This window comes from Janthinobacterium longum (assembly GCF_051380735.1).
Classification (GTDB): Bacteria; Pseudomonadota; Gammaproteobacteria; order Burkholderiales; family Burkholderiaceae_D; genus Janthinobacterium.
The window spans coordinates 392,435-405,423 of sequence record NZ_JBNYXQ010000003.1; the positions used below are offsets into that span (position 1 = coordinate 392,435).

General features: G+C 62.1%; 12 protein-coding genes. 6 read left to right on the forward strand and 6 right to left on the reverse strand.

Annotated features, from left to right (window positions below):
- Positions 1-43: 43 nt before the first annotated feature.
- Genes preA through aptA form a run of 4 tightly spaced genes read right to left on the reverse strand, consistent with a single transcriptional unit; the run spans position 44 to position 5,572 of the window.
- The gene (preA, locus tag ACQ4WM_RS12555; RefSeq protein WP_436546996.1) at positions 44-1,321 is read right to left on the reverse strand and encodes an NAD-dependent dihydropyrimidine dehydrogenase subunit PreA; all 1,278 of its coding nucleotides are present in this window, start codon (positions 1,319-1,321) and stop codon (positions 44-46) included.
- Positions 1,321-2,688, reverse strand: coding sequence for an NAD(P)-dependent oxidoreductase (locus ACQ4WM_RS12560; RefSeq protein ID WP_436546997.1), 1,368 nt, complete (start codon positions 2,686-2,688; stop codon positions 1,321-1,323). Before ACQ4WM_RS12560 ends, preA begins: the two co-directional genes overlap by 1 nt.
- A gap of 44 nt (positions 2,689-2,732) precedes the next feature.
- Positions 2,733-4,235: a CoA-acylating methylmalonate-semialdehyde dehydrogenase gene (locus ACQ4WM_RS12565; protein WP_436546998.1), complete on the reverse strand. Its 1,503-nt coding sequence runs from the start codon at positions 4,233-4,235 to the stop codon at positions 2,733-2,735.
- Between the two features lie 8 nt (positions 4,236-4,243).
- Positions 4,244-5,572: an omega-aminotransferase AptA gene (gene aptA / locus ACQ4WM_RS12570; RefSeq protein WP_436546999.1), complete on the reverse strand. Its 1,329-nt coding sequence runs from the start codon at positions 5,570-5,572 to the stop codon at positions 4,244-4,246.
- Between the two features lie 199 nt (positions 5,573-5,771).
- Between aptA and ACQ4WM_RS12575 the strand changes: the two genes are divergently transcribed.
- The gene (locus ACQ4WM_RS12575; RefSeq protein ID WP_436547000.1) at positions 5,772-7,241 is read left to right on the forward strand and encodes an aminotransferase-like domain-containing protein; all 1,470 of its coding nucleotides are present in this window, start codon (positions 5,772-5,774) and stop codon (positions 7,239-7,241) included.
- A 10-nt stretch (positions 7,242-7,251) separates the two neighbouring features.
- Positions 7,252-7,932 (forward strand): TetR/AcrR family transcriptional regulator, encoded by a 681-nt coding sequence (locus ACQ4WM_RS12580; protein WP_436547001.1) that lies wholly within the window; start codon positions 7,252-7,254, stop codon positions 7,930-7,932.
- Positions 7,933-7,962: 30 nt separating this feature from the next.
- On the opposite strand, the gene ACQ4WM_RS12585 is transcribed toward ACQ4WM_RS12580, so the two are convergent.
- Positions 7,963-8,916 (reverse strand): collagen-binding domain-containing protein, encoded by a 954-nt coding sequence (locus ACQ4WM_RS12585; protein WP_436547002.1) that lies wholly within the window; start codon positions 8,914-8,916, stop codon positions 7,963-7,965.
- Positions 8,917-9,142: 226 nt separating this feature from the next.
- Here ACQ4WM_RS12585 and ACQ4WM_RS12590 point away from each other — a divergent pair, with 226 nt between their 5' ends.
- The 4 genes from ACQ4WM_RS12590 (at position 9,143) to ACQ4WM_RS12605 (ending at position 11,843) form a co-directional block, all read left to right on the forward strand.
- On the forward strand, positions 9,143-9,640 hold the full coding sequence (locus ACQ4WM_RS12590; RefSeq protein ID WP_436547003.1) for a hypothetical protein: 498 nt from the start codon (positions 9,143-9,145) through the stop codon (positions 9,638-9,640).
- Between the two features lie 138 nt (positions 9,641-9,778).
- On the forward strand, positions 9,779-10,045 hold the full coding sequence (locus ACQ4WM_RS12595) for a hypothetical protein (RefSeq protein ID WP_436547004.1): 267 nt from the start codon (positions 9,779-9,781) through the stop codon (positions 10,043-10,045).
- A 125-nt stretch (positions 10,046-10,170) separates the two neighbouring features.
- On the forward strand, positions 10,171-10,605 hold the full coding sequence (locus ACQ4WM_RS12600) for a VOC family protein (RefSeq protein ID WP_436547005.1): 435 nt from the start codon (positions 10,171-10,173) through the stop codon (positions 10,603-10,605).
- Positions 10,606-10,616: 11 nt separating this feature from the next.
- Positions 10,617-11,843 carry a dipeptidase gene (locus tag ACQ4WM_RS12605; RefSeq protein ID WP_436547006.1) on the forward strand — a complete coding sequence of 409 codons (1,227 nt, stop codon included), beginning with the start codon at positions 10,617-10,619 and terminating at the stop codon, positions 11,841-11,843.
- Here ACQ4WM_RS12605 and ACQ4WM_RS12610 read toward each other — a convergent pair.
- The gene (locus ACQ4WM_RS12610) at positions 11,774-12,985 is read right to left on the reverse strand and encodes a nucleoside deaminase (RefSeq protein ID WP_436547007.1); all 1,212 of its coding nucleotides are present in this window, start codon (positions 12,983-12,985) and stop codon (positions 11,774-11,776) included. The two genes, ACQ4WM_RS12605 and ACQ4WM_RS12610, sit on opposite strands and share 70 nt — an antisense overlap.
- Positions 12,986-12,989: the final 4 nt, after the last annotated feature.

The following is a 12,989-nucleotide window of genomic DNA, read 5'->3' on the forward strand; positions in this document are numbered from 1 at the left end:
GTGAGCATCGCAGGCCGCAAAGCGCGACGCGCAGTAGGTTATGTTAGGCCGTCACCAACGCCCTTGGATTTCTCGGGTCCTGCGTCCAGTTCATGTACGGCTTGCCCGTGGCCTGTGGCACCATCGTGATGCAGCCTTGCACCGGACAGGTGATTTCGCACAGATTGCAGCCCACGCACTCTTCCTTGATCACCTCGTAGGTGCGCGTGCCGGCCGCGTCGATCAGCTGCGCGATCGACTGGTGCGAAGTGTCTTCGCAGGCCACGTAGCATTTGCCGCACTTGATGCAGTCGTCCTGGTTGATCTGCGCGATCACCTGGTAGTTCATGTCCAGGTATTTCCAGTCGGTCGTGTTGGCCACCGCCTTGCCTGAAAAATCGCTGATGCGCTCATAGCCCTTCTCGTCCATCCAGCGCGACAGGCCATCCTTCATCTCTTCAACGATGCGGAAACCATGCAGCATGGCGGCCGTGCAGACCTGCACGCAGCCGGCGCCCAGGGCCAGGAATTCGGCCGCGTCGCGCCAGTTGCCGATGCCGCCGATGCCGGAAATCGGCAGGCCGTGCGTGGCCGGATCGCGGGCGATTTCGGCCACCATATTGAGCGCAATCGGTTTCACGGCCGCGCCGCAATAGCCGCCGTGGGTGCTGGCACTACCGACTGTCGGCAAGGCCACCATGCGGTCCAGGTCCAGCGAGGTGATCGAGTTGATGGTGTTGATCAACGATACCGCGTCGGCGCCACCGGCTTTGGCTGCGCGTGCCGGCATGCGCACGTCGGTGATATTCGGCGTCAGCTTGACGATCACAGGCAAGCGGCTGTGCTTTTTGCACCAGGCGGTGACCATCTGCACGTACTCGGGTACCTGCCCGACGGCCGCGCCCATGCCACGCTCCGGCATGCCGTGCGGGCAGCCGAAATTGAGCTCGATGCCGTCGGCGCCGGTCGCTGCCACCTTGGGCAGGATATCGGCCCAGTAGTGCTCTTCGCAGGGCAGCATCAGAGAGACGATCATGGCGCGGTCAGGCCAGTCCTTTTTCACCTGCGTGATTTCGCGCAGATTGATTTCCAGGGAACGGTCGGTAATCAATTCGATATTGTTGAAGCCGACCACTTCGCGGTTCTTGCCATACAGGGCCGAATAGCGCGACGAGACGTTGACGGCGGCCGGGTCTTCACCCAGGGTTTTCCATACCACGCCGCCCCACCCCGCCTCAAACGCGCGCACCACGTTATAGGCCTTGTCGGTCGGTGGCGCGGAGGCCAGCCAGAAAGGGTTCGGCGCCTTGATGCCGCAAAATTCGATGCTGAGATCAGCCATTATGCAGCCCCCACTTTGTTAAGCAAATCGGAATGGATGGCCAGTGCGGCCAGCTTGCCATGCTGCACGGCTTGTACCGTCAGGTCCTGCCCCGGCGCCACGCAGTCGCCGCCCGCATAGATGCCTGGCAGCACGGTGCGAAAACCCGCGTCGACAGCGATCTTGTCGCCTTCACGCTGCAACAGCGCCGCCATGGCGTCATTGAGCACTTGCGTATCGAAACTCTGGCCGATGGCCTTGAAGATGGCGTCGGCCGCCACCTCAAACGTCTCGCCGGTGCCGATCAGGCGCGTGCCTTCGATGCGGGTTTTTTCAAAGCGCATGCCGGCCACTTTTCCGGCAGCGTCCAGCAGCACCTGCTGCGGCTGGGCCCAGGTCAGCATGCGCACTTGGTTGGCCTTGGCAATCTCCTGTTCATGATGGGTGGCGGTCATGGCGTCGAAGCCCCGGCGATACACCAGCGTGACTTCTTCGGTCCCCATGCGCTGGATCTGCACCGCCATGTCGATCGCGGTATTGCCGGCGCCGATCACGATGGCGCGTTTCGGCACCGGCAGCGCGGCCAGGTCGTCGGCCTGGCGCAGCGCGCTGATATAGTCGACTGCCGCCAGCAGGCCCGGCGCCTCTTCGCCCGTCAATCCCAGCTGGCGGCTGGCGCCCAGGCCCAGGCCCAGGAACACGGCGTCGTACTGCGCATGCAGCTCGCGCAGCTGCAGGTTGTCACCCAACACCTGGCACCATCGGATCGTGATGCCGCCGATACCGAGCAGGAAGTCGACTTCCTTCTGCGCGAAATTGTCGGTCAGCTTGTACTTGGCAATACCGTATTCATTCAGGCCACCGGCCTTGCTCTCTTTTTCAAAAATCACCACGTCATGGCCCAGCATGGCCAGCCGGTGCGCGCACGACAGGCCGGCCGGACCGGCGCCGACGATGGCGATGGTCTTGCCGGTGGCAGCGGCGCGCCTGAACGGATGGCTGGCAAACTGCATGTGATCGACCGCGTAGCGCTGCAGCAGGCCGATTTTCACGGGCTGGCCTTCGGCGTCGTGGTTGCGCACGCAGACGTCTTCGCACAGGATTTCGGTCGGGCAGACGCGGGCGCAGCTGCCGCCCAGGATATTGCTTTTCAAAATACCGGCGGCGGCGCCGTTGATATTCTTGTCGTGGATATTGCGGATAAAGCTGGCCACATCGATTTCGGAAGGGCAGATGCGGCTGCACGGCGCATCGTAGCAATACAGGCAGCGCGCACTTTCGATGGCGGCCTGGCGCGCCGTCAGGGGTGGCGCCAGGTCGGTGAAATGGCCAGCAAGTTCGGCACTGGGCAAGGCTGCATGCGGCAAATAATTCAGGGATTCGATCATCACGCTTTCCTCTTGTTAGCTACGGTAAATACTGGGTGACGCCCTTACTTCATCTGGGGAAAAGCAAATTCCACACCAGCGCTGGCGGTATTCGGCCAGCGCTGCATCACGGCCTTGTGGCGCGTGTAGAAACGCACGCCTTCGGGGCCATACGCGTGGTGATCGCCGAACATGCTGCGCTTCCAGCCGCCGAAACTGTTGAAGGCCATCGGCACCGGCAGTGGCACGTTGACGCCGACCATGCCGACCTGGATCTGGCGCACGAATTCACGCGCCACGCCGCCGTCGCGCGTGTAGATCGCCACGCCATTGCCGTACTCGTTGGCGTTGATCAGGTCCACCGCATGCACCACGTCGGGCGCGCGCAGCACGCACAGTACCGGGCCGAAAATTTCTTCCTTGTAGATGCTCATGTCGGGCGTGACGTGATCGAATAAAGTACCGCCGACAAAGAAGCCGTTCTCGCGCCCCACCACCACATGATTGCGGCCATCAACCACCAGGGTCGCGCCCTGCTCCACGCCCGAGGCGATCAGTTTTTCGATGCGCTGCTTGGCCGCCAGCGAGACCACCGGCCCCATTTCCGCACCATCTGCCATGCCGTCGCGCACTTTCAGTGCGGCCGTGCGCGTTGCCAGTGCGCCTATCAGTTTGTCACCTGCATCGCCCACCGCCACCACCACCGAGATCGCCATGCAGCGCTCGCCGGCCGAACCGTAGGCAGCGCCGATCAGGGCGTCGACCGTCATGTCCATATCGGCGTCGGGCATCACCACCATATGGTTTTTGGCGCCGCCCAGCGCCTGCACGCGCTTGCCACTGGCACTGCCGCGCGCATAGATATATTCGGCGATCGGGGTCGAACCGACAAAGCTGATCGCCTGCACTACCGGATGGTCAAGCAGGGCGTCGACCGTGACCTTGTCTCCCTGCACCACATTGAACACGCCATCGGGCAGGCCAGCTTCTTTCAGCAGTTTTGCATGCAGCAGCGAGGCCGAGGGATCGCGCTCGGACGGTTTCAATACAAAGGTATTGCCGCAGGCAATCGCCACCGGGAACATCCACATCGGCACCATCACGGGGAAATTGAATGGCGTGATGCCGGCCACCACGCCGAGCGCCTGGCGCATCGACCAGGCGTCGATGCCGCGCGAAATCTGGTCGGTGAATTCGCCTTTCAGCAGTTGCGGTATGCCGACGGCAAACTCCACCATCTCGATGCCGCGCGCCACCTCGCCTTGGGCGTCGGCAAAGGTCTTGCCGTGTTCGCGCGTGAGCATGGCGGCAAATTCATCGGTGTGCTGCTGGCACAGCTGCAGGTAGCGAAACAGCACCCTGGCCCGCGTCAGCGGCGGCGTGGCCGACCACGAGGGAAATGCGGCAGCGGCGGCCTGCACGGCCGTGTCCACATCTTCCGCCGTGCCCAGCGCAACGCGCGCTACAGGTTCGCCCAGGGCAGGGTTATACACGTCGCCGTAGCGGCCGCTGGTGGTATCGACTTTGGCGCCGTTGATAAAATGGGTAATCGTATCGAGATCGTTCATGTTGGTCCTCAGTCGAGATTTTTCAGTACCGTCGCCAGCTTGCCGAACAGCTCGTCGATATGCTGCTTTTCCAGCACCAGCGGTGGCGACAGGGCGATGATGTCGCCGGTGGTGCGTATCAGCACGCCGTCGGCAAACGCCTGCTTGAAGGCGGTAAAGGCGCGCGTGCCGGGCTTGCCGGCGATGGGATCGAGCTCGATGCCGGCGATCAGGCCGATGCTGCGCAGGTCGATCACATGCGGCAGGCCCTTGAGCGAATGGACCGCATCCTGCCAGTAGCCCTGCATCGCCTTGGCGTGGCCCAGGATGTCCTGTTCCTCGAATACCTGCAAGGTTGCCAGCGAAGCGGCGCAGGCCAGCGGGTGGCCGGAATAGGTGTAGCCGTGGAACAGTTCAATGCCGGGCGGCGCGTCCATGAAGGCGTCGTGGATATGCTGTTTGCTGAACACCGCACCCATCGGCACCATGCCGTTGGTGAGGCCCTTGGCGGTGGTCATCAGGTCCGGTTCGACGTCGAAATAATCAAACGCGAACGGTGTTGTCATGCGGCCAAAACCGGTAATCACTTCGTCGAAAATAAGCAGGATGCCGTGTTTGGTGCACAGCTCGCGCAAGCGTTTGAGGTAACCCTTGGGCGGTATCAGCACGCCGGTCGAGCCGGCCACCGGTTCGACGATGACGGCGGCAATGGTGGAGGCATCATGCAGGGCGACAATGCGTTCGAGTTCGTCGGCCAGATGGGTGCCATATTCTGGCTCGCCCACTGTGTAGGCATTTTTTTCCAGGTTGTGCGTGTGCGGCAGATGATCGACGCCGGGCAGCATGGGGCCGAAAGTCTTGCGGTTGCCGGCGATGCCGCCGACGGAAATGCCGCCAAAACCCACGCCATGGTAGCCGCGCTCGCGGCCGATCAGGCGCGTGCGCCCGCCCTCGCCGCGTGCCTTGTGATAAGCCAGTGCGATTTTCAGCGCCGTATCGACGGCTTCGGAGCCGGAGTTGGTATAGAACACGTGGCCGAATTTATGGCCCGTGTAATCCATCAGTTTTTCGGCCAGTTCAAAAGCGGCCGGATGGCCCATCTGGAAGGTGGGCGCGAAGTCGAGCTGGCCTACCATGTCGCGGATGGCGCCGACGATCTTTGGCTGCGCGTGGCCGCAGGGCACGCACCACAGGCCGGCCGTGCCGTCGAGGATGCTGTTGCCGTCGACATCCTTGTAATACATGCCTTCGGCCGACACCAGCAGGCGCGGGTTGGCCTTGAAGTCGCGGTTATTGGTGAATGGCATCCAGAATGCCGACATCGATTCCGGCCTTGCCGTGTGGCTCAATTCGCTCATGAAACTCTCCCAGGAATGCTGACATGCCGCCAAACATTGTTTTTGACGGTGCGTAAAATAATTTACCAGTTGGCAAAAAGCTGATGTAATAATAGGCAGGCCATCAACGATAAGCACAGATACACAAACAGCAAAAATCCCCAACCGTACAGGTCGTAAAACCACTACAGTTTTTGTGCAGGCAGCAGAAGGAGCCACCGTGAAGCACCATGCAGGCGAGGCAGCAGACGACGTTACGGATACCGGCAGCGGCTGGCCGGTGCTGGAAATCGGCCGCCACAAGAAAGGCGGGCTGGTCGAACAGATCGTCAACGCCATCAGCATCATGGTGGGCAGCCGCGCCCTGCGCATCGGTACCCGCATGCCGTCGGTAAGGCAATTTGCCAAATGCAATGGCGTCTCGACGTTTACCGTGGTCGAATCGTATGACCGGCTGGTCAACCTGGGCCTGCTGTCATCGCGGCGCGGCTCCGGCTATTTCGTGGCGCGCCACGATGTGGCCGGATCGCCACAGACTGCCGCCCACGCCAGCGCCAGCCCGATTGCCATCGACGCCCTTGCGCCCGACCTGTATTCGGGCGTGTCCGAAGCGCTGCCGGTCGGCGCCGGCTGGCTGCCACCGGAAATGTATGGCGAAGCCACCATCCTCGACGCCGTGCGCCAGGCCATGCGCATTCCGGCCAGCCGGCTGCGCGGCTATGGCCACCCGCTCGGTTTTGCATCGCTGCGCCAGCACCTGGCCAGCAGCCTGTCCGACGAGCTGTTCCAGGTCGAGCCAGACCAGGTGCTGCTGACGCACGGCGCCACCCATGGCTTTGACCTGATCCTGCGCAGCCTGACCAAGCCGGGCGACACAGTGCTGGTGGAAGACCCAGGCTACAGCAATCTGCAGTCGCTGATACGCCACCACGGCTGTATCCCGGTCGGCATTGCACGCGGCGAAGCGGGCCTCGATCTCGATGTGCTGGCGGAAGTGGCCGCACGCACCCAGCCGAAGATCATGTTCGTCAACACGGTGCTGCAAAATCCGCTCGGCACCTCGCTCAGCCAGGCGCAAGCGCACCGGCTGCTGGCGCTGGCCGAACAGTTCGATTTCTGGCTGGTGGAAGACGATATCTACCGCGAACTGGCCGCGCGCGGCGAGGCATCGCTGGCGGCCATGGACGGCTTGCGCCGCGTGATCCGCGTCGGCAGCTTTTCCAAGACCCTGTCGCCGGTGCTGCGCGTGGGCTCGATCTGCGCCTCGCCGTCGCTGGTGGCAGAACTGGTGCGTGTAAAAATGCTGGCCGGACTGACGACCTCGGAGATCAATGAGCGCGCGGTATTGCACGCCATCTCGGCGCGGCCCTACAAACGCATGATCGAACGGCTGGTGGCGCAGCTCGATGCGGGACGCGAGCGCAGCATCGACTGCCTGGCGCAGTGCGGCATGGCGCCCGTGGCGCGTCCGCGTGGCGGCATGTTCGTCAGCGCCGGCTGGCCCGACCTGCAAACGCCGCAATGGAACGGCAAGCTGGTGGCCGACCTGGCGCTGAAGGCGGGCATCTTGCTGTCGCCGAATGAATTTTTCATGCTGCGCGCGCCGGAAACCGTGTGGTTCCGCTTCAACGTCGCCTACACCGATACGCCCGTGCTGCAGGCATTCCTGCAATCGATACGCCCAAGCTGAAGGCAATCCCATGGCCAGCGACAAATCCCCTGTCCCGCAGCTGAAAAGCGCCAGCGGACGGCGCATGCAGAACCGCGACCGCCTGGAAAGCGACATCCTGCAGCAAGCCGTGCGCGTGTTTGCCGAAAGCGGCTACGAAGGCGCGTCGATCGCGACGATCGCCGAACGGGCCGGGCTGTCGAAACAGAACCTGATGTATTACTTCCCCACCAAGCAGCAGCTGTACCAGCGCGTGCTCGACGATGTGCTCGATGACTGGCTGGCGCGCATGGACCTGCTGGCCCATCCCGACGACGAACCGCGCGATGTGCTGCGCACCTATATCAGCGCCAAGCTGCGCTTTTCACGCGAGCAGCCCTGGGCCTCGCGCGTGTATGCGCTGGAAGTGATCAATGGCGCGCCGCTGTATGGCGAACAGATACGCGAACGCGTGGTGCCGCTGCTGCGCAAGGACATCGCCGTGTTCGAGCAATGGATAGCGTCAGGAAAAATTGCGCCCGTCAACGCCACCCACCTGATGTTTACCATCTGGGCCATGACACAGTCCTATGCGGATTTTTCTGCGCAGATGACGCTGGTGCTGGAGCGCAAGCAGCTGCTGCGCCAGGACTTCGACGACGCCGAAAGGTTGATCACGCAGATGGTGCTGGCAGCGGTGGCAAACTCTCCGGACGAAAAAAAACCGCCTTGACAGGCGGCTTGTGAAACAGGCGGCGCAGGCTTACGCTGCGGCCTTGTCCATGCGGCGGCGCGCGGCAAAACCAAGCAGGCCCAGGCCGGCCAGCAGCATGGCCCAGGTGCCTGGCTCCGGCACCGGCGACACGGCGGCCGCGAAACCGGTCACATCGGTGGCGGCAAACGCCTTGTTATTCAGCGTCAGGTTGGAGTTCCAGCCACCAGCCACCACGGTGCCCTCGATAATGCCATTGCCGCCGCCGATCACCGCCTTCGGCGCAAGCACGCTGCCCAGCACGTCGATGCCGCTGAAATTGACGCTGGTGGCATCGACAAAGTTGAACAGCACGTTGTAGCCATTCAGGGCACTCATGCCCATGTTGTTCCAGTTGGCATTGCCGGTCAGGTTGAAGATCAGAGTCTTGGTCACGCTGCTGTCGAGCGTCGACTGCAGGTTGTTGATCGATGCGAACGCACTGGATGTCATGTTGAACACTTCCACTGACTTGGCGCCGCCGGCGCCGCTGGTAAGCGTCACCTGATTCGGTGAGTACGTATTGAGTACCTGAGCTCTGCCGGTTGACGACAAAGCGGCAATGGCGCTCGATGTCTTGGCCACATTGTTCGATGTGGTAGCAAACGACATTGCTGGCGCAGCCGATGCCGGCGTGTGGGACAGGTTGGTGTTGGCAGCGATATTGGTGCTGCCCGCGTAATAGCCGCCTGCCAGTTGGCCGTTGGAATACGAGAAGTTGCCGCTGGCGATCACCGAATAATTGCCGTAGGCGCCAGTGCCGACGCTATACCCGCTGCCCGATACATTGCCGTTTGCAACGATACCGCCGGCGACGCTGTTGTTACTGAGCGAGATATTGCTGAGGGAATAAAGATTTGCCTTGCCGACCAGGCCTGACAGGTCCAGCACGTCAGCCTGGGCGGAGCCTGCGGACAAGGCGGCGGACAAGATCAATAGTGCTGGCAGTTTCGACAAGCTTTGCATTTTATTTCCAAAATTAACATTAACTTGCCTGCAGGATATCACATTTACCCATTTTTACCTGGCTCAAAATGGATTGCTTATACTAAATAAACAACATATGTTTTCCATCGAGCAACTCTATCAACGTCCACCGCCAGCAGGCCGGCCGCGCAAGCCTTCAATGAAATTCCCAAGCAACAATATTCCAGTGATAGCATGGCGCGCTCAATACTGACAGAGGACAGGCATGAAACAGTTACGATTGCTGCACCAGGCGGCTTGCGCGGCGCTCATCACCGTGGCGTCGGCCGCGCAGGCCCAGACCGTGGGCATGATAGAGAACCAGCCCCTGAACGAAACCTGGCTCAACGCGGGTTTTTACTCTTACCACTTTCAACGTGACAAGAACCTCAACGATGGCAATCCGGGCCTGGGAGCCGAATACCGGTTTTCCACCGTGGCATCGGCCACGGCGGGCCGCTTCTACAATAGCGACCGCGCCTATTCGAATTACCTCGGCGTGTACTACCAGCCCTTCCATGTCGGCCCGGTGCGCATAGGCGCCGTGATCGGCGGCTTCAACGGCTACCCGAAGATGCGCGATGGCGGCTGGTTCCCGGCCCTGATCCCCACCGTCAGCTATGAGTACCAGCGCGTTGGCGTGAATATCGCCATCGTGCCGTCCTACAAGGACCGCCTGTACGGCGCGCTGAGCTTCCAGCTGAAACTGAAAGTCTTCGAGTAAACGTTTTATCCTGTCATGCCGTCATTCATGCCGGCGATGCTGCAATTCGTCGCAGGCTTGATGCCTGCCAACAAGTCGGCGGCTATAGTGCAGCCATCACCAACAGGCAAGATTCACCAACAACGACAGGAGAACGGCATGAAAGACATCAATTCGGCACCGGGCAATACGAGCTTCGACAGTTTCTGGCAAGGTTTGTGCGGCCTGACGCGCCAGGGTATCGATGCGCTGGGCGCCATGTCCTGGCCCATGCTGCTGGCCTGCGCCATCGGCCTGGCGCTGTTCATCACCATCCTGCCGCTGGTGCTGACCTTGTTCCTGATCTTTCTGCTGGTCAAATGGGCCAGCAACAGCGACAGCTTCGGCTGGAATAAAAAAACCTCAGCGCAACAACCGCCGCAATAAAAGGCAAGGCAATCATTCTTGCCGGGATAGCAAGGGTAGCTTATAGTGAAATGCGATGCGCGGCACGCAACGCCGCGCACCATCGACGATAGCAGCTACTCCATCCCCATTACAGGAGTGTTCCCATGAATGTTCCCATAAATATCACGGCAAAAGCCACCAGGGCCACCACCATCGCCTGTCTGCGCTACCACGATGCGCCGGCCGCCATAGCCTGGCTGTGCCAGGCGCTGGGCTTTGAAAAGCAGCTGGTCGTGCCCGACAACGACGGCGGCATCGCCCATGCCCAGTTAAGCTTCGGCAACGGCATGATCATGCTCGGCTCTGTCACCGACAGCGAATACGGCCGTTTGATGCGCCAGCCGCGTGAGCTCGATGGCGCCAATACACAAAGCTGCTATCTGGTGGTCGACAACGCCGATAAGGTCTACCGGCGGGCGGTGGAAGCCGGCGCCGAGATCGTGCTCGATATCAAGGACGAAGAATACGGCGGGCGCGGCTTTACCTGCCGCGATCCCGAAGGCCATGTCTGGAGCCTGGGCACTTACGACCCATGGTGAAACGGAGAACCATGATTATCAGCATTTCCGCCGCCGGCCTGGTCTTGCTCGGCGGCTTACTTGCCGCCCCCGCGCTGGTCGACCAGAACATCAACAAAGTCTACCCCATCACCTCGCCAGCACCATCGGCACAGGCACAGGCGCTGCATCGCAGCCTGTGGATCGCCGACCTGCATGCGGACAGCCTGCTGTGGCAGCGCAACCTGAACCAGGCCGGTGGGCGCGGCCATGTGGACTTTCCGCGCCTGGCGCAAGGCAATGTGGCGCTGCAAGCCTTTTCGGTGGTGACGAAAACCCCGCGCAAGATGAATATCGACCACAACGACGGCGACAGCGACAACATCACGGCGCTGGTGATGGCGCAGGGCTTGCCGCCGGACACCTGGAACAGCCTGTTGGCACGCGCGCTGTACCAAGCCAGGGAACTGCATCAGCTGGCCAACGCCAGCCAGGGCAGCATGCGCGTGATCGGCAGCCGCGCCCAGCTGCGCGCTTTTATTGCTGCGCGCGACAAGGACCCTCGACTGATGGCCGGCTGGCTGACGCTGGAAGGCGCGCATGCGCTCGAAGGAAAGCTTGGCAATCTTGACGCCTTGTACCGCGCCGGCTACCGCATGGCCGCGCCCACGCATTTTTTCGACACCGAACTGTCGGGCTCGCAGCACGGCATGAAAAAAGGCGGCCTGACGCCCCTGGGGCGCGACTGGCTGCGGGCCATGGAGCAGCGCAAGATGATCGTCGACCTGGCGCATGCGTCCGGCCCCACCATCGACGAGGTATTGACGCTGGCACAACGCCCCGTGATGGTGTCGCACACGGGCGTGCGCGGCACTTGCGCCAACGGCCGCAACCTCAGCGATGTGCAATTGAAGCGCATCGCCGCGCAAGGCGGGCTGGTGGGCATCGGCTTCTGGAACACCGCCGTCTGCGGCAAGGACGTGCAGGCCATCGCGCGCGCGATCAAGCATGCGGTGTCGGTAATGGGCGTGGAACATGTGGCCTACGGCTCGGATTTCGACGGCGCCGTGACCACCGCCATCGACGCGGCCGGCCTGCCGCGGCTGACGCAGGCACTGCTGGACACAGGCCTGTCACCAAAGCAGATACGCCGCATCGCCGGTGAAAACGTACGCGATTTCCTGTTGAAAAATTTGCCGGACGACGACGCTCAGGCGAGCGCCGCGATCAAGGCGGCATCGGCCACCTGGCGTGGCTCGATTTTGATCAGCTTGCTGTAAAGCGGCGGCAGCGCCTGGCACAGCGCCAGCAATGCGCTGTGCGCCATGCCTGGCCGCACATATTGGAACTGGGCCGGATTGTTCTCCGGTAGCGCGCCTTCCATGGTCGAGCCGTAGGCGCCCAGGGTCATGAAACTGGCGGCGCTATCGTCAAACCCGCCGGACAACACAAAAGTGCCGTGCTTGGGATGGCTCAGATAGCGCTTGCATTCTTCCTGTTGCGCGCTGTCTTTCCCTGCCATCAATTCATGGCGCAGTTGCGCATACTGGCGCGTGCATTCCATAAATGGTGTGCGTATCATCGATAGTGCCTGCTGGCCCGGCAGGCAGAGCAGCAAGTTGCCGAAGGAGTCAAGCAAGGCAGCCGCCTCCCCTGCACCGCCATTGCGGCGATCCTGCTCCATGGCGGCAAGCAGGAACGGCGCCAGGCCGGCACCGGGCGCATGGGGCGCGCTGCGATGTTTCAATGCATCGGGGTAGCGCTGGCGCAAGGCGCGCACCACCGCATGGTCGTCCGGCAAGGTGGCCGGATCGCCGGCAGGGCTTTCGTCACCGGCATGCAGCAACTGCATCACCTGCGTGACCTTCGATTCGAACACCAGCGTGCACAGCGCCTGCGTGGCTTCGCTGATGCTCTTGCCGATAAAAAAAGATTTTGGCGCCGCACCCGATGCGGCGCGCGCATACGGCGTGGCGCCGCGCACGGCGGGATAGCAAAAGCTGGCGCCGGCCTGCGCCCGCAACGACGCCGGCAAGGCCGTGAAGGTGGCCGCGCCATCGTAATTGATGCCGGCATTGGCATCGGGCGCCGCCACCACCACATTGAAGCCGGCAGCCAGGATGGCGCCGGTGCACATGCAACAGGGGTCGAGCGAGGTGACGAGAGTCAGCTCCCACGGCGGCGGCAAGGCGGCGCCTGCCGAGACTTGCGCAAAATACCAGTCGACCAGCTGGCGTTCGCCATGCGCGGTGGGGTCCAGCACCAGGCCGCCCTGCACCACATTGTTGTGCATCGACTGCAGCACATTGCCAAAGCCGTCGAGCAGCACGCCGCCGACACCGAAGGTGCCCTGGGTCTTTGCCGCCAGGGCCTCGGCCGCGGCAATCGCCACGGCGGCCTGGATGTCGATGGTTTTGTTCAAGCCG